At 73.7% G+C, this 24,162-nt stretch carries 19 protein-coding genes; 6 read left to right on the top strand and 13 right to left on the bottom strand.

The features are described 5' to 3' along the window. Positions 1-57: 57 nt before the first annotated feature. The 3 genes from MicB006_RS07265 to pcaF form a co-directional block, all read right to left on the bottom strand. On the bottom strand, positions 58-2,205 hold the full coding sequence (locus MicB006_RS07265; RefSeq protein WP_116504737.1) for a bifunctional diguanylate cyclase/phosphodiesterase: 2,148 nt from the start codon (positions 2,203-2,205) through the stop codon (positions 58-60). A 4-nt stretch (positions 2,206-2,209) separates the two neighbouring features. Beyond that, positions 2,210-3,028 (bottom strand): SAM-dependent methyltransferase, encoded by an 819-nt coding sequence (locus tag MicB006_RS07260; RefSeq protein WP_116504735.1) that lies wholly within the window; start codon positions 3,026-3,028, stop codon positions 2,210-2,212. Positions 3,029-3,145: 117 nt separating this feature from the next. Continuing rightward, positions 3,146-4,351: a 3-oxoadipyl-CoA thiolase gene (pcaF, locus tag MicB006_RS07255; RefSeq protein ID WP_116504733.1), complete on the bottom strand. Its 1,206-nt coding sequence runs from the start codon at positions 4,349-4,351 to the stop codon at positions 3,146-3,148. A gap of 99 nt (positions 4,352-4,450) precedes the next feature. Here pcaF and MicB006_RS07250 point away from each other — a divergent pair, with 99 nt between their 5' ends. From MicB006_RS07250 to MicB006_RS07235, 4 genes are all read left to right on the top strand, one after another. Continuing rightward, positions 4,451-5,416 (top strand): glutathione S-transferase family protein, encoded by a 966-nt coding sequence (locus tag MicB006_RS07250; protein WP_116504731.1) that lies wholly within the window; start codon positions 4,451-4,453, stop codon positions 5,414-5,416. Next, on the top strand, positions 5,409-6,077 hold the full coding sequence (locus MicB006_RS07245; protein ID WP_116504729.1) for a DUF998 domain-containing protein: 669 nt from the start codon (positions 5,409-5,411) through the stop codon (positions 6,075-6,077). The genes MicB006_RS07250 and MicB006_RS07245 overlap by 8 nt, the downstream gene beginning before the upstream one ends. A 136-nt stretch (positions 6,078-6,213) precedes the next feature. Then, entirely contained in the window at positions 6,214-7,494 is a 1,281-nt protein-coding gene (locus MicB006_RS07240; RefSeq protein WP_181373726.1) for a dicarboxylate/amino acid:cation symporter, read from the top strand. A 68-nt stretch (positions 7,495-7,562) separates the two neighbouring features. Beyond that, positions 7,563-8,630, top strand: a complete 1,068-nt coding sequence (locus MicB006_RS07235) for an NADH:flavin oxidoreductase/NADH oxidase (RefSeq protein WP_116504726.1) — start codon at positions 7,563-7,565, stop codon at positions 8,628-8,630. A gap of 88 nt (positions 8,631-8,718) precedes the next feature. Here MicB006_RS07235 and MicB006_RS07230 read toward each other — a convergent pair whose 3' ends face one another. The 6 genes from MicB006_RS07230 to MicB006_RS07205 form a co-directional block, all read right to left on the bottom strand. After that, positions 8,719-12,204, bottom strand: coding sequence for an ABC transporter ATP-binding protein (locus tag MicB006_RS07230; protein WP_116504724.1), 3,486 nt, complete (start codon positions 12,202-12,204; stop codon positions 8,719-8,721). Between the two features lie 90 nt (positions 12,205-12,294). Further along, positions 12,295-12,888 (bottom strand): TetR/AcrR family transcriptional regulator, encoded by a 594-nt coding sequence (locus tag MicB006_RS07225; RefSeq protein ID WP_073830318.1) that lies wholly within the window; start codon positions 12,886-12,888, stop codon positions 12,295-12,297. 10 nt (positions 12,889-12,898) lie between these two features. Further along, on the bottom strand, positions 12,899-15,049 hold the full coding sequence (locus tag MicB006_RS07220; RefSeq protein ID WP_116504722.1) for a YhgE/Pip family protein: 2,151 nt from the start codon (positions 15,047-15,049) through the stop codon (positions 12,899-12,901). Next, complete coding sequence (locus MicB006_RS07215; protein WP_116504721.1) at positions 15,046-15,747, bottom strand: ATP-binding cassette domain-containing protein; 702 nt, start codon at positions 15,745-15,747, stop codon at positions 15,046-15,048. The genes MicB006_RS07220 and MicB006_RS07215 overlap by 4 nt, the downstream gene beginning before the upstream one ends. Positions 15,748-15,839: 92 nt before the next feature. Further along, positions 15,840-16,679 (bottom strand): DUF4081 domain-containing GNAT family N-acetyltransferase, encoded by an 840-nt coding sequence (locus MicB006_RS07210; protein ID WP_073830321.1) that lies wholly within the window; start codon positions 16,677-16,679, stop codon positions 15,840-15,842. 76 nt (positions 16,680-16,755) lie between these two features. Further along, entirely contained in the window at positions 16,756-17,982 is a 1,227-nt protein-coding gene (locus tag MicB006_RS07205; RefSeq protein ID WP_116504719.1) for an MFS transporter, read from the bottom strand. A gap of 121 nt (positions 17,983-18,103) precedes the next feature. Between MicB006_RS07205 and MicB006_RS07200 the strand changes: the two genes are divergently transcribed. Further along, a complete protein-coding gene (locus tag MicB006_RS07200) occupies positions 18,104-18,691 on the top strand; it encodes a PadR family transcriptional regulator (protein WP_116504717.1) in 588 nt (195 codons plus the stop codon). 49 nt (positions 18,692-18,740) lie between these two features. On the opposite strand, the gene MicB006_RS07195 is transcribed toward MicB006_RS07200, so the two are convergent. Continuing rightward, positions 18,741-19,559, bottom strand: coding sequence for a class I SAM-dependent methyltransferase (locus MicB006_RS07195; RefSeq protein WP_116504716.1), 819 nt, complete (start codon positions 19,557-19,559; stop codon positions 18,741-18,743). Positions 19,560-19,688: 129 nt separating this feature from the next. On the opposite strand from MicB006_RS07195, the gene MicB006_RS07190 reads away from it, so the two are divergent. Then, the gene (locus MicB006_RS07190; protein ID WP_116504714.1) at positions 19,689-20,363 is read left to right on the top strand and encodes a helix-turn-helix domain-containing protein; all 675 of its coding nucleotides are present in this window, start codon (positions 19,689-19,691) and stop codon (positions 20,361-20,363) included. Between the two features lie 55 nt (positions 20,364-20,418). Here MicB006_RS07190 and ispG read toward each other — a convergent pair whose 3' ends face one another. The 3 genes from ispG to dxr are packed head-to-tail and all read right to left on the bottom strand — an operon-like array spanning position 20,419 to position 24,062. Then, positions 20,419-21,594: a flavodoxin-dependent (E)-4-hydroxy-3-methylbut-2-enyl-diphosphate synthase gene (gene ispG, locus MicB006_RS07185; RefSeq protein ID WP_116504712.1), complete on the bottom strand. Its 1,176-nt coding sequence runs from the start codon at positions 21,592-21,594 to the stop codon at positions 20,419-20,421. Between the two features lie 9 nt (positions 21,595-21,603). Further along, a complete protein-coding gene (locus MicB006_RS07180; protein WP_116504710.1) occupies positions 21,604-22,851 on the bottom strand; it encodes an RIP metalloprotease in 1,248 nt (415 codons plus the stop codon). After that, positions 22,848-24,062, bottom strand: a complete 1,215-nt coding sequence (gene dxr, locus MicB006_RS07175; protein ID WP_116504708.1) for a 1-deoxy-D-xylulose-5-phosphate reductoisomerase — start codon at positions 24,060-24,062, stop codon at positions 22,848-22,850. Before dxr ends, MicB006_RS07180 begins: the two co-directional genes overlap by 4 nt. Positions 24,063-24,162: the final 100 nt, after the last annotated feature.

Below are 24,162 nucleotides of genomic sequence, written 5' to 3'. Positions count from 1 at the left end.
GGGAGGTGTTAAGCGGGGCCCCCTGCTCTACCGGAGGCGTTAACAGGGGGCCCTTCCTTACCCGCCCAGGCGGGTGCGGATGCCGTCGGCGGGCATCGGGGCGCCGAACAGGCGGCCCTGACCGGTGTCGCACCGCAGCGCCCGCAGCCGCTCGGCCTGCACCTCGGTCTCCACCGCCTCGGCCGTCACCGACAGCTCCAGCGCGTGCGCCAGCCGGACCAGCGCGTCCACGATCCGCTCGTCCCGGTGGTCGGCCACCGCGTCCCCGTCACCCTTTATCCCCTCGACGAACGGGCCGGCCAGCTTCACGCAGTGGATCGGCAGCCGCCGCAGGTACGCCAGGTTCGAGTAGCCGGTGCCGAAGTCGTCTATGGCCAGCCGCGGCCCCAGGTCGGCGAGCTGGTGCAGGGTCCGCAGCGGCTCACCGGCGCTGCCCATGACCGCGCTCTCGGTCAGCTCCAGCTGCAACAGCTCGGCCGGAAGCCCGGTGTGCTGCAACGCCTCGGCGACCGTCTCCACGATGGCCGGGTCGTCCGCCTGCCGCGCGGCCAGGTTGACGCTGACCACCGGCGACGTCTCCGGGTACGCGCACCGCCACGACTCGGCGTCGCGGCACGCCTGACGCAGCACCCAGGCGCCGAGCCGGACGATCAGGCCGGTCTCCTCGGCCAGCCCGATGAACCGGTCCGGCCCGATCAGCCCCAGTTCCGGGTGCTGCCAGCGCACCAGCGCCTCGACCGCCACCATCGTCTCGTCCAGCAGCGACACGATCGGCTGGTAGTGCAGCACGAACTCGCCCCGGTCCAGCGCGGCGGGCAGGTTGGCGGCCAGCGCGGAGCGGGCGATGTCGGCGGCGCTGCGCTCCGGGTCGTACACCGCCCAGCGTCCCCGGCCCTCCGCCTTGGCCCAGTAGAGCGTGGTGTCGGCGGCCTTCATCAGGTCACCGACGCTCGTCTCCGCCGCCGGACACTCCACGATGCCGATGCTGGCCGACACGGCGAGCTGCTGGTCACCGACGTGCACCGGCGCGGACACCGCGGCCAGGGCCAGCTCGGCGACCTCCACCGCGTCGTCGATGCCGCCGTCGGAGTCGACCAGGATCACGAACTCGTCACCGCCCATCCGGGCCACCAGGTGACCCCGCCCGGCCACGCAGTCGCTGAGCCGGCGGGCGATCACCTTGAGCAGCCGGTCGCCCAGGTCGTGGCCGAGGCTGTCGTTCACCGCCTTGAAGCCGTCCAGGTCGATGAAGCAGAGCCCGACGCGCTGGTCCGGGCCGGCGCCGTCGAAGACCTCGCCGAGCGACTCGAAGAACAGCGTCCGGTTGGGCAGGCCGGTCAGCGGGTCGTGCAGCGCCTGGAAGCGCAGCCGCTGCTGCAACTCGTACCGCTGGGTGATGTCCTCCACCATGGCGACGGTGAACCGGGGCCGGCCGTCGTCGTGCCGGATCAGCGAGACCGCGAGGTCGGTCCAGACCACGCTGCCGTCCTTGCGGTAGTAGCGCTTCTCCACCCGGGCGCTGTCCCGCTTGCCCTCGATCAACTCCTTGTACAGCTCCCACATCCCGGCCGCGTCGTCGGCATAGGCCAGCGCCGACACGTTCATCCGCCGCATCTCCGCGACGGTGTAGCCGAGCATGTCCGCGAAGGACTGGTTGACCTCGATTATCTGCCCGTCCACACCGGCGATGCCGATGCCGATGGCGGCGCCGGTGAAGACCGCCCGGAAACGCGCCTCGCTGTCCCGCAGCGCCTGCTCGACGGTGTCGCGGGCCTGCCACGCGGACCGGGCGATCCGCTCCTGCTGGCTGAAGACCCGGTCGCGCAGCGCGCGGGCGAACCCGGCGGCGAACGCGCCCTGGAGCAGCGCGACCCGCTCGCGCAACTCCGGCGACTCGGTCCGCGACGGCAGCACCCAGGGCAGGAACCGGTCGCCCAGTGCCTGCACCGACCAGTCGAGCACGCCGGGCTCGGTGAGGTGCGCCTCGACCAGGGCGCGCCCCACCTCCTCCGCGGGGCGGGCGGAGAAGGCGGGGGCGAGCAGGGCCTCGCCGAGCCGCTCGGTGAGCGGCGCCAGCAGGCGCTCGGTCTCGGCCGCGCTCAGCGGCACGAACCCGATGCGGCGCACCGCGCGAGCCCACTCGGCGGCGTACGCGGCGGCGCCGGGCCGGCTGACGTCTCCCCCGTCGCTGTCCGGGGCGCGCATGGGCTCAGCCGGCTGTGCGGTCGTGCCGGGCGACGCCGCCGAAGGCTCCGAACCGTTCCGGGTGCTCGTCCACGTCCGAGGGGGAGTCGGGCCGCCACAGCGGCATGTGCACGACGCCCGGTTCGAGGATCGTCCAGTCGCCGAAGAAGCCGGTGATCTCGGCCCGCGAGCGCAGCGTGATCTCGGTGGCGGTACGCGCCGACAGCCGCTGCGCGTCCAGCATCTCCTGCGGCTGGTCCTCGAACGTGGAGTGGGAGATGACCAGGTAGCTGCCGGGCGCGGCGGCGGCGCGCAGGGTGGCCAGGATGTCGGCCGGGCGGTCGGCGTCGGGCACGAAGTGCACCACGCCGGCCAGCAGGATGCCCAGCGGCCGGTCGAAGTCGATCAGGCCGCTGGCGGCGGCGTGGTCCAGGATCAGCTTCGGCTCGCGCAGGTCGGCCAGGACCGCGGTGGCCCGGTCGTTGCCGGCGAGCAGTTCGTGGCTGTGCGCCACGGCCACCGGGTCGATGTCGACGTACACGATCCGGGCGTCCGGGTCGGCGGCCTGGGCGACCTCGTGCACGTTGCCGACGGTGGGGATGCCGGAGCCGATGTCGAGGAACTGGTCGATGCCGGCGTCGAGCAGCACCCGTACGGCCCGGCGCAGGAACTCCCGCCCGGAGCGCATGGTGGCGGCCAGGTTCGGCGTCATGGCTGCGATCTGTTCGGCGAGCTGCCGGTCGATCTCGAAGTTGTGCGCCCCACCGAGGAAGTAGTCGTAGACCCGGGCGGCGCTCGGCCGGCTCAGGTCGATCTCGGTGGGCAGGCTCTCCGGCGTCTGCATCGCTCGGTCCCCCCAGGTCGTCGTCCGCCGTCGATGGCGGATCATGTGGTCCAGACCACTCTAGGCCGGTACGGCCGGGTACGGGAGATCCACAGCGGGCGATGCTGCCGGCCCGGGTCAGTCGGCCGATTCCAGCAGCAGCGAGATGCCCTGCCCGACGCCGATGCACATGGTGGCGAGCGCCCGCCGGCCGCCCCGGCGGCGCAGTTCCAGCGCGGCGGTCAGCGCCAGCCGGGCGCCGCTGGCACCGAGCGGGTGCCCCAGCGCGATGGCCCCGCCGCCCGGGTTGACGTGCTCGGCGTCCTCCGGCAGGCCCAGCTCGCGCAGCACCGCCACCGACTGCGCGGCGAACGCCTCGTTCAGCTCGATCACGTCCACGTCGCCCAGCGACAGGCCCGTCCGGTCGAGCAGCTTCCGGGTCGCCGGGACCGGACCGATGCCCATGATCCGCGGCGGTACGCCTGCCGACGCGGCACCGCGTACCCGGGCCAGCGGGGTGAGGCCGTAGCGTTCGACGGCGGCCGCGGAGGCGACGAGCAGCGCGACGGCGCCGTCGTTGACGCCGGAGGAGTTCCCGGCGGTGACAGTGCCGCCCTCGCGGAACGGGGTGGGCAGCGCCGCGAGCTTCGCAAGCGTCGTCTCGCGCGGGTGCTCGTCGGCCTCGACCAGCTTCGTCTCCCGCTTGCCGGCGGGCACCGTCACCGGGACGATCTCCTCGGCCAGCCGGCCGTCGGCCTGCGCCTTGGCGGCCCGCTGCTGCGACCGGTACGCGAAGGCGTCCTGCGCGGCGCGGTCCACGCCGAACTCGGCCGCCACGTTCTCCGCCGTCTCCGGCATCGAGTCGATGCCCCAGCCCTTGCGCATCAGCGGGTTGACCAGCCGCCAGCCGATCGTGGTGTCGTACACCTCGGCGGTGCGGGCGAACGGCGTGGCCGCCTTCGGCATGACGAACGGCGCGCGGCTCATGCTCTCCACACCGCCGGCCACCACCAGGTCGGCCTCCCCGGCGACGATCGCGCGGGCGGCGGAGGCGAGCGCGTCCAGACCGGAGCCGCAGAGCCGGTTGACGGTGCTGCCCGGCACCTCCTCCGGCAGGCCGCCGAGCAGCGCGGCCATCCGGGCCACGTTGCGGTTGTCCTCGCCGGCCTGGTTGGCGCAGCCCAGGATCACGTCGTCGGTGCGGGTCCAGTCGACCGACGGGTGGCGGGTCACCAGCTCGCGGACGACGTGCGCGGCCAGGTCGTCGGGGCCGGCCCCGGCCAGCGCGCCGGCGTACCGGCCGATCGGGGTACGGACTCCGGCAACGAGATAGGCCACTGTCATCGCGCGTACGTCCTTCGGGGGGTGGGAAGGGGTCGGTCGGCGGGTCGCGGGGGTACCCGGCGCCAGGATATCCGTGACCGGAGCGGATAGGTTTGCCGCATGTCCGGGGCCCAGTTCAGCGCAGAGACCAGCGGCGGCGGCGCGTTCGTCCGCCAGCCCAACCGGTTCACCGGCCGGGTCACCCCGCACTCCACCTCACCGGAGGGCGGCGGGCCGGACGAGGCGGGGCGCTGGCCGCTGGAGGCGGGCCGGTACCGGCTGATCTGGTGCCGGGCCTGCCCGTGGGCGCACCGGGCCCGGATCGTGCGCGGCCTGCTCGGGCTGGACGAGGTGATCTCGCTGGGCACCGTCGACCCGATCCGGGACGAGCGGGGCTGGCGGTTCGCGCTCGACCCGGACGGCTTCGACCCGGTGCTCGGCATCGGCTTCCTCTCCGAGGCGTACCTGTCCACCGACCCGGACTACACCGGCCGGGTGACGGTGCCGGCGCTCGTGGACACGCTCACCGGACGGGTGGTCACCAACGACTACCCGCAGCTCACGCTCGACTTCTCGACCGAGTGGCGGCGGTTCCACGCGCCGGACGCGCCGGATCTCTACCCGGTCGAGCTGCGCCCGGAGATGGACGCGCTGATGGCCGAGATCCACCGGGACGTCAACAACGGCGTCTACCGGTGCGGCTTCGCCACCTCCCAGGAGGCGTACGACGAGGCGTTCACCGCGCTGTTCGCCCGCCTCGACGCGCTCAGCGAGCGGCTGGCCGGGCGGCGCTACCTGATGGGCGACACGATCACCGAGGCGGACGTGCGCCTGTTCACCACGCTGGTGCGCTTCGACGTGGCGTACCACGGGCACTTCAAGTGCAACCGGCGCAAGCTCACCGAGATGCCGGTGCTCTGGGCGTACGCGCGGGACCTGTTCCAGACGCCGGGCTTCGGCGAGACGGTGGACTTCGACCACATCAAGCGGCACTACTACGCCACCCACGACATGATCAACCCGACCCGGATCGTGCCGCTGGGCCCGGACCTGTCCGGCTGGACCACCCCGCACGGACGTGGCTGAGGGCACAGCCCGCCGGATCGCCGCCGCGTTCGCCACCGTCTGCCTGGCCGCCGGCGTGGCCGCGGTGACGGTCGCGGTGATCGCCGGTCCCGGTCCCGGACCCATCGCGTACGTGAGCGAAGCGGGCATCGCCGACAGCGGGTACGCCGGGGCGTACCGGATGGGGATCTTCTCGGTGGCCGCGTCGCTGCTGCTGCTCGCCGGGGCGCTGCCGCCGGGGGTGCGGGCGGCGGCCGGGCTGCTCGGCGTCGGCGCGGTCGCCACGGTGCTCTCCGGCGCTGTCACGTGCAGCGAGGGCTGCCCGCTGCCGCCGTTCGAGGCGACCACGGTGGCCGACCTGGTGCACGGCGGGGCGAGCATCGCGGCGACCGCCGCGGTGGTGCTCGCCATGCTCGTACTGCTGTTCTCCCCGGCGGCGGACCACGGGCTGCGGCGGATCGCCGCGGTCGGCGCGGCGGTGGCGCTGCCGGTGGCCGCCGTAGTAGCGGCGGCGCTGCTGCTGGTCGGGCGCAGTGCGCTGCTCGGGGTGTCGGAACGGGTGCTGCTGGTCGTGGTCGCCGCCTGGGGACTGGTCACCTCCGGCTACCTGGCTGTAAGGAGCCTCACCGGCGACGGTCCTTCCGTTCCGGCGCCGGAGAGGAGTAACGTGTCGCGACGATGACCAATGTCTGGTGCCTCACCGAGCGCCTGTACGTCGATCTCCGGCGGCAGGCCAGCGGCGTCTGTCCGGCGTAGTTCCACGCCCCGACGCCCGCCTTCCCTCTCCAGACCTTGGATTCGTCCTCATGACCTCCGCCCTGCGCAGAATCCCCTTCTCCGTCCAGATCCTGCTCGGCCTCGTGCTCGGCGTGGCGCTCGGTTTCCTCGCCCGCGCCGCCGACCTCGCCTGGCTGACCAGCACGCTCGACACCGTCGGCGGCCTCTTCGTCCAGCTGCTCAAGCTGGCAGTGCCGCCGCTGGTCTTCACCGCCATCGTGGTCAGCGTGGTCAGCCTGCGCGGCGTCGCCAACGCCGCCCGGCTCGCCGTCAAGACGCTGCTCTGGTTCGCCGTCACCGCGCTGATCGCGGTGAGCATCGGCATCGGCCTCGGCCTGCTCACCGACCCCGGCCGGGGCGTCAACCTGGACCCGGCCGGCGCCACCGCGCCGAAGACCACCGGCTCCTGGATCGACTTCCTCACCGGCATCGTCCCGACCAACCCGGTCGGCGCGTTCGTCGAGGGCAACGTCCTGCAGATCGTCTTCCTCGCCCTGGTGGTGGGTGCCGCCGCGCTGCTGGTCGGCGACGCCGCCGAGCCGTTCGTGTCGCTCAACCGCTCGCTGCTGTCGATCGTGCAGAAGGCGCTGTGGTGGGTCATCCGGCTCGCCCCGATCGGCACGCTCGGCCTGATCGGCAATGCCGTCGCCTCGTACGGCTGGGACCTGCTCGCCCCGCTCGCGAAGTTCACCACGGCCGTCTACGTCGGCTGCGCCTTGGTGCTGTTCGTGGTCTACCCGGTGCTGCTAGCGGTGGCCGGCAAGCTCAACCCGCTGCGCTTCTTCGCCGGCGCCTGGCCCGCCATCGAGCTGGCCTTCGTCTCCCGCTCCTCGGTGGGCACCATGCCGGTGACCCAGCGCTCGGTCGAGCGCCTCGGCGTCCCCCGCGAGTACGCCTCCTTCGCGGTGCCGTTCGGCGCCACCACGAAGATGGACGGCTGCGCCGCCATCTACCCGGCGCTCGCCGCGATCTTCGTGGCGCAGGTGTTCGGCGTGAACCTGGGCGTCACCGACTACCTGCTCATCGCGTTCGTCTCGGTGGTCGGCTCGGCCGCGACCGCCGGCCTGACCGGCGCGATCGTCATGCTCACGCTGACCCTGAGCACGCTGGGCCTGCCGCTGGCCGGAGCCGGTCTGCTGCTCGCCATCGACCCGATCCTGGACATGATCCGTACCGCCACGAACGTGGCCGGGCAGGCCGTCGTGCCGACCATCGTGGCCGCCCGGGAGGGCACGCTCGACCGGGCCGCGTACGACTCGGCCGGCAAGCGCGACCTGATCGAGCCGGTCGAAACCGAGCGGCTCGACCCCGTACCCGCCTGATCCACACTTCTTCGGGTGCGTCTTCCGAACCGGGGGCGCACCCGAAGCCATGACCGGAGGATCCGAGAATGAGCGCCCTGTTCACCCCGCTCGCCCTGCGCGGCGTCACGCTGCCCAACCGGATCGCGCTGGCGCCCATGTGCCAGTACAGCGCCGGGCCCGACGGCCTGCCCACCGACTGGCACCGTGTCCACCTCGGCTCCCGCGCGGTCGGCGGGGCCGGGCTCGTCATCACCGAGGCGACAGCCGTGGTGCCCGAGGGCCGGATCAGCCCGCAGGACACCGGCCTCTGGTCCGGCGCGCACGTCGACGCCTGGCGGCCGATCACCGCGTTCGTGGCAGGTCAGGGCGCGGTCCCGGCCGTGCAGCTCGCGCACGCCGGGTTCAAGGCGTCCACGTACCGGCCGTGGGCGCCGGCGCGCGGAGGCGTCCCGGACGCCGAGGGCGGCTGGACCCCGGTGGGCCCGGGCGACCAGCCGTTCGTGCCGGACTACCGCACGCCCACCGCGCTGGACGAGACGGGCATCGCCGCCGTGGTGGACGCCTTCGCCACCGCCGCCGGGCGAGCGCTCGACGCCGGGTTCGCCGCCGTGGAGATCCACGCCGCGCACGGCTACCTGCTGCACGAGTTCCTGTCCCCGCTGACCAACCGGCGCACCGACGGCTGGGGCGGCGACCGGGCCGCCCGGATGCGGCTCACGCTGGAGGTGGCCCGCGCGGTACGCGCCGCCGTCGGCGAGTCAGTGCCGGTGCTGACCCGGATCTCCGCCACCGACTGGACCGACGGCGGCTGGAGCATCGAGGACAGCGTGGTGCTCGCCGGTGAGCGGGCCGCCGCCGGAGTCGACCTGGTCGACACCTCCTCCGGCGGCGCGGCAGCCCGGGCGTCCATCCCGGTCGGACCCGGCTACCAGGTGCCGCTGGCCGCCCGGATCCGCCGCGACGCCGGGGTGCCGACCGGCGCCGTCGGCCTGATCGTCGAACCCGAGCAGGCCGAGCAGATCGTGGCCGGCGGCGAGGCGGACCTGGTGCTGCTGGGCCGGGAGCTGCTCCGCGACCCGTACTGGCCGCGCCGCGCCGCCGCCAAGCTCGGCGCCACCCCGGCCTGGCCCGAGCAGTACGCCCGAGCCTTCTGACCTTGCGCGTCGATCATGAAGTTGGCGGCGTTCTGCGTCCGTTCTGTCGCCGCCAACTTCATGGTCAACCGGGGAAAAACCCGGGCGGTCAGCCGGCCAGGTGGTTCCAGCGGGGTTCCAGGTCGGTCCAGGTGCCCTGGTCGGCCACGGTGCCGTCGATCAGCACCACCACGTGGTCGGCGCGGACCAGCGCGGCCCGCTTCGCGGTCGAGCCGACCACTGTGACCCCGTGCTCGCGCAGCGCCGCCCACAGCGCCAGCTCCGTGCTCACGTCCAGCGCCGACGACACGTCGTCGGCCACCAGCAACTCGGTACGCGGAGCGAGCGCCCGGGCCAGCGCCAGCCGCTGGAGCTGACCACCGGACAGCCGGGTGCCCTTGTGCCCGATCAGCAACCCGAGCCCGCCGCCGGCCGCGGCCAGGTCGTGTTCGAGCTGGGCGGTCGAGACCGCGCCGGCGGCGTCCACCTGGTGGCCGAGCGCGATGTTGTCGGCCACCGTGCCGGAGAGCACCCGGGGCAGCTGACCCACGTACCCGACCTGGTTGGGGCGCAGGAACATCTCCGGCTCGGTGACCGGGTCGCCGTTCCAGCGCAGCTCACCGACGTGGTGCACGATCCCGGCGAGCGCGCGCAGCACCGACGACTTGCCGGACCCGACCGGGCCGACGACGAGCACCAACTGCCCGCGCTCGACCACCAGGTCGACGTCGCGGACGGCGAGCATGCCGTCGGAGTGCAGCGCGCCGAAGCCGGACAGCTCCAGGCGGCGCAGCGGGTGCCGGGGCGGCGGCTCGGGCGCGGGCGCGGTGCCCGCGACCAGGTCCAGTCCGGGCACCGGCGCGGCGTACACGGCCTCGCCGGTCATCGCCACCGTCCGCTTCGTCCACACCCGCGCCGACGGGTACTGCGAGACCAGTGACGCGGTGGTCCACGCGAACCAGCGGGCCGCGCCGAGCGTGGAGACGGCCACGAGCGTGGCGCCGGCGGACAGCCCGCCGGTCAGATAGAGCGCCCACGCGCCGATCGGCAGCAGGCCGCTGGCGACCGCCGGGGTGGACCGGGCCCACACCTGCATGGCGATCTCGCGGCGCTGCCGCTCGCTGCGTACCTCGTCCAGCCGGGCGAGGTGACGCAGCACCGGGCGGGTGGCTCCGGCCAGCTTCACCGTCCGGGCGGCGGACAGCGCGGAGACCAGTGCGGTGGCGAACGCGGCGCGGGCCTTCACCGTGCCGGCCGCGGTGCGTTCCAGCCGGGGCCCGAACAGCGTCGCCGCCAGCCCGGAGACCACCATCGTGCCGACGAAGAACAACGCCGGTACGAAGCTGCCGGTCACCAGCGTCATGGTCACCACGATGACCAGCGAGATGAACTGGTCCATCAGGTTGTCGGCGAGGTGCACCACCCGGTCGGTGTCGCCGCCCTGGGCCACCACCTCGGCCGGGGTGTGCCCGCTGACCCGGCGCGCGCCGGTCTGCCCGTGCACCAGCCGGGCGCTGATCCGCAGCATCTGCCGGATCCACCACTGCGGGAACCACAGGTTCGTCAGGTACGGCAGCGGCAGCACCACTAGCAGCGCGGCCACGATGCCCAGCGCCGGCAGCCACGGGTCGCCGCCGCCGACCAGATCGGCCCAGAGCCAGGGCAGCACCGCGCCGTCCATCCCGAGCACCGTCATCACGATGAACAGGGCGACCGAGAGCAGGCCGTACCGCGGGTCGTTGAAGCCCAGCCGGAGGATCTCCCGCATGGTCCGCGCGGGCGGCGTGGGCGGCGCCGGTGGCGGGTCGGCGCGCGGCACGGCGGCCGGCCGCGTGGCGGGCGCGGCCGGCGTGGCGGGCGCGTCGTCCCAGGCGGGCGCGTCGAGCAGCTCCACGCCGCCGCGCCGGGCGCCCACCCCGGAGTACGCCCCGGCGTGGCTGGTGGCGAGCAGTTCGGCGAAGCGGGCCGACTCGCGCAGCGGGCCGGCCTCCAGCACCGCGCCGTCGGCCATCACCACCACCTCGTCGCAGCGGCGCACCGAGGAGAGCCGGTGCGCGATGACGATGCCGATCCGGTCGGTGAGCAGCCGTTCGGTGGCCTCGCGTACCCGGTTCTCGGTGACCGGGTCGAGCCGCGCGGTGGCCTCGTCGAGGATCACCACGTGCGGGTCGCGGACCAGGATCCGGGCGAACGCGACGAGCTGTTCCTGCCCGGCGGAGAGCACGTACCCGCCGTCGCCGAGCCGGGTGTGCACGCCGTCGGGCAGCTCCGCGATCCAGGCGGTCAGGCCAAGCTCGGCCAGCGCCCGCTCGGCGGCGTCCAGCAGCTCCGGGTCGAACAGCGCCACGTTCTCGGCGAGCGTGCCGGCCAGGATCTCGGTGCGCTGCGGCACCACGGCGATCCACCGGCGCAGCTCCTCGACGTCCAGGTCGACCAGGTCGGTGCCGCCGAGGAACACCGTGCCGCGCGGCACGTCCACCGCCCGGGTGAGCACCTTGGCCAGCGTCGACTTGCCCGAGCCGGTCCGCCCGACGAGCGCGTACGAACGGCCGCGGACGAAGTCGAGGCGCACGTCGCGCAGCGCCGGACCGCGGTCGTCCCCGCCGGCCGGGTAGCGGTAGGTGAGCCCGCGTACGGTCAGGTCACCGTCGACCGGGGTGGCCCCGCCGTCCGGCTCCTGCGGCGACCCGGCCAGCAGTTGCACCCGGGCCCACGCGCCGAACGCCTGCTGAAGGTGCGGCACCCAGCGGGCGATGTGCTCGACAGTCGCGCCGAACGCGATGGCCAGCAGCCAGATTCCGGTCAGCCGGGCGGCGTCCACGCGGCCGGTGGCGAGCGCCCACGCGCCGCCCAGCACCACACCGGCGATGCCGACCCGTACCGCGCCGGCGGCGGCCGCGGTGACCCGGGCGGAGAGCCGGAACACCCGGACGCACCGGGCGATCACCTCGGCCGCGCGACGGGCGTAGAGGCGCAGCACGTACGGCCGGGCGAGGCTGGTGCGCACGTCGTCCTGCCCGTGCACCGCCTCCTCCATCACCGCCGCGAGGTCGGACCACGCCTCCTCCTCGGCCATCCGGGCCAGGGCGATCCGGGCGGTCGGGCGGCGCAGCGTCACCGCGAGCAGCGCGGTCAGCAGGATCATGCCGACACCGGCGGGCCACCAGACGATCAGCGCGCTGACGGCCGAGAGCGCGCAGACCGCGAGGCCCTGCGCCAGCCGTACGCCGGTGTTCCGCATCTCGGCGGCGACCTGGTAGACGTCGTTGTCGATCCGGTCGAGCAGTTCGCCGACCGGCGTGGTCTCCAGGGTGGGCAGGTCCTGGCCGAGCGCGACGCGGCACAGCCGCCGCCGCACGTCGGCCGACCAGTCGGCGGTGAGCCGGGCCATGATCAGGCCGATCAGCAGGTCGGTGACGACAGCGGCGACGAGCGCCACCGCGAGCGCGACGAACCAGCCGGACGAGCGGTGCACCAGCACCGGCCCGGCCAGCGCGGACGCGGCCGCCTGGCCACCGGCGCCGAGCACGATCAGCAGCAGTACCGCCGCCATCCGCCGGGGCGCCGTGGCCCAGAGATCTCGGAGCAGGCGCATGGAAGGTCCTCCGGACTCGGATCGGTGGGGGCGGTGACCTCACCCTCACCCTTCCGGCGGCCCGGAATCAACCGAATTACCGACCGCTGGTCAGGTCCGGGCGACCCGCCGGACGATGCCGAGCAGCGACTCCTGCACCTCGTCGATCGGCCGCTCCGGCGAGAAGACCAGCCAGTCCACCGCCACCACCAGACCGACGCCGAACAGCGCCGAGCTGGCGGTACGCACGTCCAGATCGGCCGGGAGGTCACCGCTGTCCACGCCGGCCTGCACGGTGTCGGCGATCACCGCGATGGCCTCGCCGCGCAGCAGCCGCAGCGTCTGCTGCCACTCCCTGTTGGTCCGCCACATCTCCGAGAGCAGGAGCTGGGCGAAGGCGCGGTAGCGGCGGATGTACTCCAGTTGCGCGCGGACCAGCGCGCCGAGCGCCTCCAGCGGAGGCAACCCGTCGACGGCGGCCCGGAACTCGGCGGTGAGCAGGCCGATGCCGTGCCGCAGCAGCTCCTCGAACAGGACGGTCTTCGACTCGAAGTTGTAGTAGACGGTCCCCTTCGCCACGCCGGCCCGGGCCGCGATGTCGTCCACCGTGGTGGCCGAGAAGCCCTGTTCGGCGATGAGGTCCACCGCCGCCACGAAGAGGCGCTGGCGGGTGTCCTCGCGCCGGCGCGTCCGTCCGTCCGTCACCGGCTCATCCTCACATGGTCAGTTCGGGGTGCAGCTTCGCCGGGGTCAGCCGGCGGGAGCGGCGGGCCGCGCCGACGGTGAGCGCCATCGCGCCCAGCCCGAACGCGAGCAGCACCAGCGCGGCGGTGACCACCGGGGCGGTGGTGCCGCCGTTGATGGTGTGCCGCAGCCCGTCCACCACGTACGTCATCGGCAGCCAGGGGTGGATCGCCTGGAAGAAGCCGGGCGAGGTCTGCACCGGGTAGGTGCCGCCGGACGAGGTGAGCTGGAGCATCAGCAGCGCCAGCGCGGCCAGCCGGCCGGCCGGGCCGAGCGCCACACCGAGCAGCTGCATGATCGCGGTGAACGCCAGCGAGGTGAGGGCGAGCAGCCCGAACGTGGCCGCCCCGTGCCGTGGGTCGAGCCCGAGCGCCAGCGTCACCACCGTGTAGAGCACCGCGACCTGGGCCAGGCCGATGCCCGCGGCCGGGAGCCACCCCGCGAGCACGACCCGCCAGCCGGGCGCGCCGGACATCACGTGCCGCCGGTTGACCGGCCGCAACAGCATGTACGTGATCATCGCGCCGACCCAGAGCGCCAGCGACAGGAAGTACGGGGCGAAGCCCACGCCGTACGAACCGGCCGGGTTCTGCGTGTCGCGGATCAGACCGACCGGGTCGCCGAGCACGTCGGCGCGACTGGCCGCGTCGTCGTACCCGGGCAGTTTCCGCTCCCCGGAGGCGAGCCCGTCGGCGAGGTCACCGGCGCCGCCCTCCAGCCGGGTCAGCCCGTCGACCAGCCGGTTGCTGCCGCTGCCGAGCTGGGCCAGGCCGCCGTCGAGCTGGCGGGCGCCGCTGGCGAGCCGGTAGAGGCCGCCGCGCAGCTCGCTCGCCCCGGAAGACGCGTCGCCCAGCCCGTCGCGGAGCTTGGCGCTGCCCTGCGCCAGCTCGGCGAGCCCACCGGCCAGCTCGTTCACCTTGGCGCGGGCGGAGGCGACGTCGTCGGCCAGGTGCGGCGCGGCGGCGGCCACCTCGCGGGCGGTCTTCGCCACGTCGGTCATCTGCTTGCGCAGCGTGGCCATGTCGGTCCTGTCCAGCGCGGCCACCACCGAGCGGGCCTGGGTGACGGCCCGGTCGGCGGCCTTGCGGGCGCCGGCGAAGTCCGGGTCGTCCGCCAGTTCGGGGTGTTCCTTCGCGACCGCGTCGAGCCGGTCGCGGACCTCCTCGGCGGTCGCGACCACCTCGGCGGCCTTGCCGGGGAGCGCGTCCAGTCCGGCGGCGAGCTGCTGCGCGCCGTCGGCGACCAGCGTGGCCGCCTTCTGGATCTTGTCGGCGTTGCGGCGCAGCACCGGCTCGTACCTGTCGGCGGCGGCGTTCACGGTGGCCGCGGCGGCCTTGGTCTCGGTGGCGGCACGCCCGGCGCCGTCGGCGAGCTGGGCGGCGCCGGTACGCAACTGGTCGAGGCCCTTGGCGAGCTTGTCCGCGCCCTGGACGGACTGGTTCAGTCCACCGGCGAGCTGCCCGGCGCCGTCGGTGGCGTCACCGAGCCCGTCGGCGAGCTGGTCGGCGCCCCGCTGGGAGCTGCCGAGCCCGTCGGCGATCTTCCCGGCGCCGTCGGCGGCGCGCCCGGTCTCGGCCTTGGCGTCGGTGAAGCCGATCAGCATCTTGTCGAAGTACGTGGCGGCGGTGCTCTGCGCCGCGGCGGCCCGGATCTCGCTGAACGCCGACCGGGCGAGCAGGCCGGAGAGGTAGTTGGTGGCGTCGTCGTTGACGACCTTCAGCTCGCCCTGCCGGGCCGCTCGGTCCGGCTCCGGGCCGGCGGCGAGCGTGGCGGAGAAGTCCTGCGGGATGGAGAAGATCAGGTGGTAGCGCCCGTCGCGCAGCCCTCTGGTGGCGTCGGCCTGGTCGGTGACGGTCCAGCCGAAAACCTTGCGGTCGAGCAGCTTCTCGGTCAGGTCGCGCCCGGCGTGCACCTCGCTGCCGTCACCGGCGGTGGCCGGGCGGTCGGCGTTGACCAGGGCGACCGGGATGCGGTCCATCTTCCCGTAGGGATCCCAGAACGCGTACAGGTAGAGCGCGCCGTAGAGCAGCGGGACGATGGTGAGCACGGCCAGGGCGGCGCGTGGCAGCCGGCCCCGGGTCATCCGGCGCAGCTCGAACAGGGCCAGTCGCAGGACGCTCATGCGGGCACCTCGGTGGGCTCGGCGGGAAGGGCGAGGGCGGGCACCGCCGGGTCACCGATGCGGTGGGCGGTGGCGGCCACGCCGGGTTCGACGGCGCGGGCGCTGGCGACCACCGCGTACCCCTGGTCGGCGAGGCGTTCCAGCGCACCCCACATCCACTCCCGCTCGGGGCGGTCGGCGCCGGCGTCCACGTCGTCGGCGACGATCAGGCTGGGGCCGCCGAGGCTGGCCAGCACCAGCCCGAGCACCTGACGTTCGACAGGGGTGAGGTCTCTGCCGTACCGGTCGGGGTCGAGTGGGGCGTCGGTGAGGCCGGCGCCGGCGACGGCGGTGGCGTAGGCGTCGCGGCGGTAGGCCCGGCGGGCCCGCACCGCGGCGACCGGCACCAGCCGCCGACGGCGGCGCGGCACCGGCCCGAGCAGCAGCAGGCGTTCGGTGATGTGCTCGGCGACGGTGAGCGTCGGGTCGGGCTCGTGCACGCCGGCCACCTGGCCGAGCGCGGCCGGGCCCCGGCGGCGCAGTTCGCCGTGGCTGTGCGGGAAGCGCCCGGCCAGGGTGAGCAGCAGCGAGGTGCGTCCGCTGCCGGGCGGGCCGGTGAGCGCGACCAGTTCACCGCTCGCGGCGGTGAGGTCGACGTCCCGGTAGACCCAACCGCGGCGCGTCCGCAGCCCCAGGCCGCTGGTCTCGACGATGTTCATCAGACCCCGAATTCCGAACTGACTAGTCAGTATAAAAACATGCCCAGCCTAGCGCCGGGTGTCCGGTTCGGGACGTCTGGCGGGAGTGATCCTCAGAACAGCACTGTGGCGAGCGTGCCGACCGGGCGGAAGCCGCAGCGCTCGTAGACCCGGCGGGCGGGCAGGTTGAAGTCGTTGACGTAGAGGCTCACTGTCGGCGCGACCCGGTCCAGGGCGTCGCGCACCACTGCGGCCATCGCGGCGGTGGCGATGCCCCGGCCGCGCCACTCGGGCGCCACCCAGACGCCCTGCACCTGCGCGGTCCGGCGGGTCACCACTGCGAGCTCCGCCTTGAAGACCACCCGCCCGTCGACGAAGCGGGCGTAGGCGCGGCCGGCGCGCACCAGCTCGGTCACCCGCCGCCGGTAGCCGCGCCCACCGTCCTCGGCCAGCGGCGACACCCCGACCTCCTCGGTGTACATCGCCACCGCGGCCGGGAAGAGCCGGTCGACCTCACTGCCGCGCACCCGCCGCACGTCCGGGTCGGGCGCCACGGCGGGCAGCGCGTCGGTGGCCAGCAGGGGCTGGTTCGGGCGTACGTCCCGGGCGGGCCCCCAGTACGGGCCGAGACGGTCCCAGAGCCCGAGAACGGCGTCGGCGCGGCCCACGATCGAGGAACAGAGCCGTTCCTGGGCGCTCAACTGCTCGGCGAACGCGCTCACCGCCGGCTCGGACGCGAGCACCGGGGTCAGGTTGCCGCCGAGCCAGCAGATCGACTCCAGGTTGCGGCGGGAGCCGTAGCCGAGGATCCGGGCCTCGGCCCGCCACCAGGCCAGCCCGCGCGCCGCCACCCGCTCGGCGACCTGCGCGCCGGCGTACGGGTCGAGGTCGAGCAGCCGTTCGACGGCACGGCGCTCCGACTCCCCCAGTTGGCGTACCGGCATCGTGAGCACGGTTACCAGCCTGCCAGATCCGCCCCGGGGCGCGGGGGCCGACCGGACACCCCGGAGCACTGTGGTGAGCGGTGGCTCAGCCGACCGGCGCGGGCTCCGGTTCGGGCGCGGGCGGCCGGGTCCGGGCGGCCCACCGCACCACCGGCGGCACGAGCGCGCCGAGCACCAGGAACACCCCGCCGAGCAGCAGCCAGCCCGGCACGCCCCAGCCGATCGCGAGGGTGGTCACCACCACCGGGGCGACCATCGAACCGAGCTGCATGCCCATCCCGTACGCGCCCTGGTACTGGCCGTGCGCGTGCGCCGGGGCCAGCCCGAACGAGATGCCCCAGCCGGCCGCCGCGTGCCACAGCTCCCCCACGACGTGCACGAGCGCGCCGGCCAGCAGCAGCGGCACCGCCGCCGCGACCGGCACGCCGCCACCTGCGGCGAACAGCGCGCAGGCGACCGCGAGCAGGACGCCGGCCCGGCGGGAGGCCCGGCCCGCGCCGGTCAGGTCCTCAGTGCCGCGCGAGGCGCGGACCTGGAACAGGATCACCACCACCGTGTTGACGAGCAGGCAGACGGAGATCAGCCAGGTCGGGGCCGTGGTGTGCCCGGCGATCCAGAGCGGCAGGGCGATGTTGATCAGCGAGAAGTGCATGGACATGAGCCCGTCCAGCACGGTGAAGGCGAGGAACGGGCGGTCCCGCAGCGCGATCAGCCGTGGCCCGTGCGCCGGGGCGGGCACCGGCGGCACCGGCGGGAGCCGCAGCAGCACCGCCGCCGCCAGCACGTAGGTCGCGGCGTCGAGCAGGATCAGGGTGACGTACGCGCCTCGGGTGTCGGCGGCGAGCGCGAACCCGGCCAGCACGGTGCCCACCGAGATGCCGACGTTGGTGACCGCGCGCAGGTAGGCGCGGGTGCGGACCCGCTGGTCGGGTGGGACTGCCCCGGCGATGAGCGCGCCCCGGGCGCCCCGGGTGCCCGCGTCGGCGAGCGCCATCAGCACGCCGACGACCAGGAAGCCGGTGAACGAGCGCACCGCGACCAGCGCGGCCGTGCACCCGGCCGAGGCGATCAGCGCGGCCATCTGGAGCCCGCGCGGCCCGAGGCGGTCGGCCAGGTAGCCCATCGGGGTGCTCGCCACCAGGCTGACCAGCGCGGTGAGGGTGAGCGCCACGCCGACCTGGGCCACGGAGAGGCCGACCGAGCGGGTGAGGAAGAGCGCGCTGGCGGTGAGCCAGGTGCCCCGCCCGACGGTGTTGACGAGCGTGGAGAGGGCGAGGATCCGGGACGGGCCTGGTTCGGGAAGCAGCCGCACGCCGGCAGCCTAACAGTACGCACGTACGGTTTGCAGCCCGGTTTGACAAGCGTCTTGTCGGCGATGCATTGCCGATATATCGTTGATGCATCAGTGATACGACGAAAGAAGGAGAGCCCTGATGGGTTTCCATCGACGCATGCACGCCATGCACGACGAGATGCGCCGCCGGGGTGGCTTCGGCTTCCCTCCCGTACCCCCGGGTCCGCCGCCCTTCCCGCCCGGACCGCACGGTCACGGTCGAGGCCGGGGCGGGCGCGGACGCGGCCGGCGGCCGAACGTGCGCGGCGCCGTGCTGGCCCTGCTCACCGAGCGGCCGATGCACGGCTACGAGATGATCCAGGAGATCGACTCCCGCACCGGCGGGGCCTGGCGGCCCAGCCCCGGCTCGATCTACCCGACGCTGCAACTGCTGGAGGACGAGGGCGTCATCGCGACCGCCGCCGACTCCGAGGGCGGACGCAAGCGGTTCGCGCTCACCGAACAGGGCCAGGCCGAGGCGGCCACCGCGGCGCAGACCCCGCCCTGGGCGGAGTTCGCCGAGCAGACAGTCAACAGCTGGCATGACATCCGCGACGCCGGCGCGCAGGCCATGCAGGCGCTGCGGCAGGTGATGACCACCGGCACCGACGACCAGCGCGCCCGGGCCGCCCAGGTGCTCGACGAGACCCGGCGCAAGCTCTACGCCATCCTCGCCGAGTCCGAGTGAGCACCGCCGCCCGCGACGGCACGCCGGCCGGACGACGGCCGGCGTGCCGTCAGGCGCGGCGCGCGGTGACGAGCAGGTACTCCCAGCGCATCACGCCGCCGTCCAGGTGCCGGGCAGCCAGGTCGGTCAACGCGCGGTCGAGCCCGGCCGTACGCTCCGGGTCGTCCGCGTTCGCCCGGTAGACCGCCACAGTCGGTCCGTAGTGGGTCGCGAAGAAGTCCCGGAACTCCGCGGGCGTGGCGAACCGGTTCACCACCACGGCGTCGCGCCCCAGCCTGAGCGCGTCGACCCGGTCGCCGAACAACTCCCGGACGTGGTCCTCGTCGCCCCAGAGCGGGGGCGGCTGCGCGCCCGGCGGCGGGGCCGGCGCGTACGGCCGCATGGCCGCGAACAACTGACCGACGAAGCCCTCCGGGGTCCAGTTGACCAGGCCGATCGTCCCGCCCGGACGGCACACCCGCAGCAACTCGTCGGCAGCGACCCGATGCCGGGGCGCGAACATCACGCCCACACAGGACAGCACCGCGTCGAACGCGCCGTCGGCGTACGGCAGCGCCTCCGCGTCCGCCTCCTCCCAGGTGAGCGTCACGCCCTCCCGCTCGGCCGACGCCCGCCCGATCGCCAGCAACTCCGGGGTGAGGTCACCGGCCACCACCTCCGCGCCGGTCCGGGCCGCCGGCAGAGCCGCGTTGCCGGTTCCGGCCGCCACGTCCAGCACCCGCATGCCCGGTCCCACCCCCACCGCCCGGACCAGCGTCGCCCCCAACTGCGGGATCACCTGCGCGGCCACTGCGGAGTAGTCGCCCAGCGCCCACATCGCGCGGTGCCGGGCCTTCACCGCCGCGTCCTGCTCCCGTTCCTCGATCATCAGTCGCTCCTCACCTGTCGTCCCTGTCAGGGACGCTAGGCAGCGGACGCCCCGGCCCCCAGTACGAGATCTGTACCGCTCCCGACAGGCGCCTGGCCGGGCCGCCGGGCCGGGCGTAGCGTGCCCGCCATGGGGGCCTCCTACCACCAGTTCTGCCCCGTGGCGAAGGCCATGGAACTACTCGACGAGCGGTGGACGCTGCTCGTGGTCCGGGAGTTGGTCAGCGGCTCGGAACGCTTCAACGAGCTGCGCCGGGGCCTGCCCCGGATGTCGCCAACGCTGCTGTCCCGCCGGCTGCACCAACTCGTCCGCGCCGGGGTGGTGGAGCGGCGGGTCGACGGCGCCGACGTGCGCTACGTCCCGACCGCCGCCGGGCGGGAGCTGCGGCCCGTGCTGGAGGCGCTCGGCGCCTGGGGCGTGCGCTGGATCGGCGAGCTGGGCGACGCCGACCTGGATCCGAAGCTGCTGCTGTGGGACATGCACCGGCACGTCGACCACGACGCGGTCCCGCCGGGGCGTACCGTCGTGCGGTTCCGCTTCCGGGACGTGCCGGCGTCGCAGCGCGACTGGTGGATGGTGATCGCCGGGGGCGAGGCCGACGTCTGCGACATCGACCCCGGGCACGACGTGACGGTGACCGTCACGGCGGACCTGCGTGCCCTGGTCCAGGTCTGGATGGGCGACCTGGAGTGGGCCGTGGCGCTGCGCGGCGGCGCGGTGGAGGTGACCGGGCCGGAGGCGCTGCGGCGCGCCGCGCCCGGCTGGTTCACCCTCTCCCCCTTCGCCGCCGTGCCCCGGCCCTGAGACGGCGCGTGCGGCCGCCCCCGACGGGGACGGCCGCACGGCGACGCGAAGTGGATCAGTGCACGGTCACGGTGGCGCCACCGGGGACCAGGTCGCGCAGCTCCTCGGGGATCTCGGCGCCCATCTCGTCGGCGATCCGCAGCGCCTCCTCGATGAGCGTCTCCACGATCTGCGCCTCGGGCACGGTCTTGACGACCTTGCCCTTGACGAAGATCTGGCCCTTGCCGTTGCCGGAAGCAACGCCCAGGTCGGCCTCGCGGGCCTCACCCGGACCGTTCACCACGCAGCCCATGACCGCGACGCGCAGCGGCACCGGCAGGCCCTCCAGGCCGGCGGTGACCTCCTCGGCCAGCTTGTAGACGTCGACCTGCGCCCGCCCGCAGGACGGGCAGGAGACGATCTCCAGGCCGCGCTCACGCAGCCCCAACGACTCCAGGATCTGGTTGCCGACCTTGATCTCCTCGACCGGCGGGGCGGACAGCGAGACCCGGATGGTGTCGCCGATGCCCTCGGCCAGCAGCGCGCCGAACGCCACCGCCGACTTGATCGTGCCCTGGAACGCCGGGCCGGCCTCGGTGACGCCGAGGTGCAGCGGGTAGTCGCACTGCTCGGCCAACTGCCGGTACGCGCGGATCATCACCACCGGGTCGTTGTGCTTGACCGAGATCTTGATGTCCCGGAAGCCGTGCTCCTCGAACAGTGAGCACTCCCACAGCGCCGACTCCACCAGCGCCTCGGCGGTGGCCTTGCCGTACTTGGCCAGCAGGCGCTTGTCCAGCGAGCCCGCGTTCACGCCGATCCGGATCGGCACGCCCGCGTCGCCGGCGGCCCGCGCGATCTCCTTGACCTTGTCGTCGAACTGCCGGATGTTGCCCGGGTTCACCCGCACCGCGGCGCAGCCGGCGTCGATCGCCGCGAAGACGTACTTGGGCTGGAAGTGGATGTCGGCGATCACCGGGATCTGCGACTTCTTGGCGATCGCGGGCAGCGCCTCCACGTCGTCCTGCGACGGCACGGCGACCCGGACGATCTGGCAGCCGGACGCGGTCAGCTCGGCGATCTGCTGGAGCGTGGCGTTGACGTCGGCGGTGAGGGTGGTGGTCATGGACTGCACCGAGACCGGCGCGCCGCCGCCGACCGGCACCGAACCGACCATGATCTGGCGGCTGGCCCGGCGCGGGGCCAGCGGCGGCGGCGGTACGGGGGGCATACCGAGACTGACAGCGGTCACTTCAGGCACTCACCTTGAGAAGAGCGTGATGGGGTTGATGACATCAGCGGTGACAGTCAGCAGCGTGAACGCGCCACCGATCAGGATCACCGCGTACGTGAACGGCATGAGTTTGAGGTAGTCGACCCGGCCCGGATCCCGGCGGCCGATGCGCGCGTACAGCCAGGAACGCGCCCGCTCGAACCAGGCGATGGCGATGTGACCGCCGTCCAGCGGGAGCAACGGCAGCAGGTTGAACACGCCGATGAAGAAGTTCAGCGACACGAAGAGCATGAAGAACACCAGCCAGGCGTTGTTCTCCACGGCCTCGCCGCCGAGCCGGGTGGCGCCGACCACGCTGATCGGGGTGTCCATGTCGCGCTCGCTGCCGGTGATCGCGCTCCACAGCGCGGGCACCTTCTGCGGGATGCGCTGCATGGCGTGCGCGGTCTGCACCGCCATGGTGCCGGTGAAGTCGGCGGTGGCGCCGAACGCGGCGATCGGGCCGTACTCGACCCGCGGCGGGGTGCTCGGCCGCAGGGCCACGCCGAGCGCGGAGACCGACGAGGTGGCACCCTTCGGGTCGTCCAGCGGCGGGCGCTGCACCGCGGCCAGGTCGACGCGGGCCTCCTGCGACCGGCCGTCGCGCTCAAAGGTGACGGTGGCCGCGCCGGGCGGGGTGGCCCGGACCACGTCAAGCATGTCGCCCCAGGTGGAGACCGGCTTGCCGTTCACCGCGGTGATCCGGTCGCCGTCCTCGAGCTGGGCCTTCTCGGCCGGGCTGGCCGGGTCGTCGGCCTGGCAGGCGCGGGCCGCGTTCTCCACCACGACACAGGGGGCCAGCGCGATCACGGCGGGCTCCGCCTTGAAGCCGTCCTCGGTGGAGGGGAACTTCGGGTTCGGCAGGCCGGCGGTGATCGCGATGATCCAGAGCGCGATCAGGGCGAGCGCGAAATGGGTGATCGAGCCGGCGGACATCACGATCGTCCGTTTCCAGACCGGGTAGCGCCACATCGCGCGCTTCTCGTCCCCGGGCTCGACGTCGTCGTCCTGCGGCGTCATGCCGACGATCTTGCAGAAGCCGCCGAGCGGGATGCCCTTGATGCCGTACTCGGTCTCGCCCCGCTTGAACGACCACAGCGTCGGGCCGAAGCCGACGAAGTAGCGGGTGACCTTCATCCCGAACGCCTTGGCGGTCAGCATGTGCCCCGCCTCGTGCAGGCTCACCGAGATGAGAATCGCCAGGGCGAACAGCACCACCCCGAGCAGATAGCTCATCGAGCTCCTTCCACCGACCCGACGATGATCTCCTGGGCGTGCGCCCGTGCCCACGACTCGGCGGCGAGCACGTCCTCGACGGTACCTGGTTCGTCGAAATCGGGTGCGTCCTCCAGCACCCGCTGGAGGGTGTCGACGATCCCGAGGAACGGCAGCCGGCCCGCGACGAACGCGGCCACGCACTCCTCGTTCGCCGCGTTGTAGATCGCCGGGCGGCAGCGCCCCGCCTCACCCGCCGCCTTGGCCAGCGCGACCGCCGGGAACGCGGCGTCGTCGAGCGGGAAGAACTCCCAGGTGTGAGCAGTGGTCCAGTCCACCGCCGCGGCGGCGCCGGGCACACGGTCCGGCCAGCCGATCCCCAGCGCGATCGGCAGCCGCATGTCCGGCGGGCTGGCCTGGGCCAGCGTCGAGCCGTCGGTGAACTCGACCATCGAGTGGATCACCGACTGCGGGTGGACCATCACCTCGATGTCGGCGTACGGCACGTCGAACAGCTCGTGCGCCTCGATCACCTCCAGCGCCTTGTTGACCATCGTGGCGGAGTTGATCGTGACGACCGGGCCCATGTTCCAGGTCGGGTGCGCCAGCGCCTGCTCCGGCGTGACGGCCGTCAGCTCCTCGCGCCGCCGCCCCCGGAACGGGCCGCCGCTGGCGGTGACCACGAGCCGCCGCACCTCGCCCCGGGCGCCGCCGCGCAGGCACTGCGCGAGCGCCGAGTGCTCGGAGTCCACCGGGACGATCTGCCCCGGCCGCGAGACGGCGGCCCTGACCAGCGGGCCGCCGGCGACGAGGGACTCCTTGTTGGCCAGGGCGAGGGTACGCCCGGCGTGCAGCGCGGCCAGCGTCGGCGGCAGGCCCAGCGAGCCGACCACGCCGTTGAGCACCACGTCGCACGGCCACTGCGCCAGCTCGGTCATCGCGTCCGGCCCGGCCACGATCTTGGGCAGCTTGAAGTCACCGGTGGCCCAGCCGCGCTTGCTCGCCTCGGCGTAGAACGCGAGCTGAAGGTCCTGCGCGGCGGACGCGCGGGCCACGCCGACCGCCTCCACGCCCAGCTCCAGCGCCTGCGCGGCGAGTAACTCCACGTTGCCGCCACCCGCGCCGAGGGCCACCACCCGGAAGCGGTCCGGGTTGCGCTTGACGATGTCGATGGCCTGGGTGCCGATCGAGCCGGTCGAACCGAGCAGCACGAGATCTCGGGGAGTGGTCACCGGACCATTGTTCCCCAGCGCCTCACCCCGGTTCGTCCCGGAGTGCCCGACGGCATGATCGACTCCACTTCCCCGAGGTGGCGCCATCCCACGCGCCCCG

The organism is Micromonospora sp. B006, assembly GCF_003408515.1.
In the GTDB taxonomy this organism is placed as follows: domain Bacteria; phylum Actinomycetota; class Actinomycetes; order Mycobacteriales; family Micromonosporaceae; genus Micromonospora; species Micromonospora echinospora_A.
This window is presented reverse-complemented; position numbering and strand designations above follow the sequence as displayed.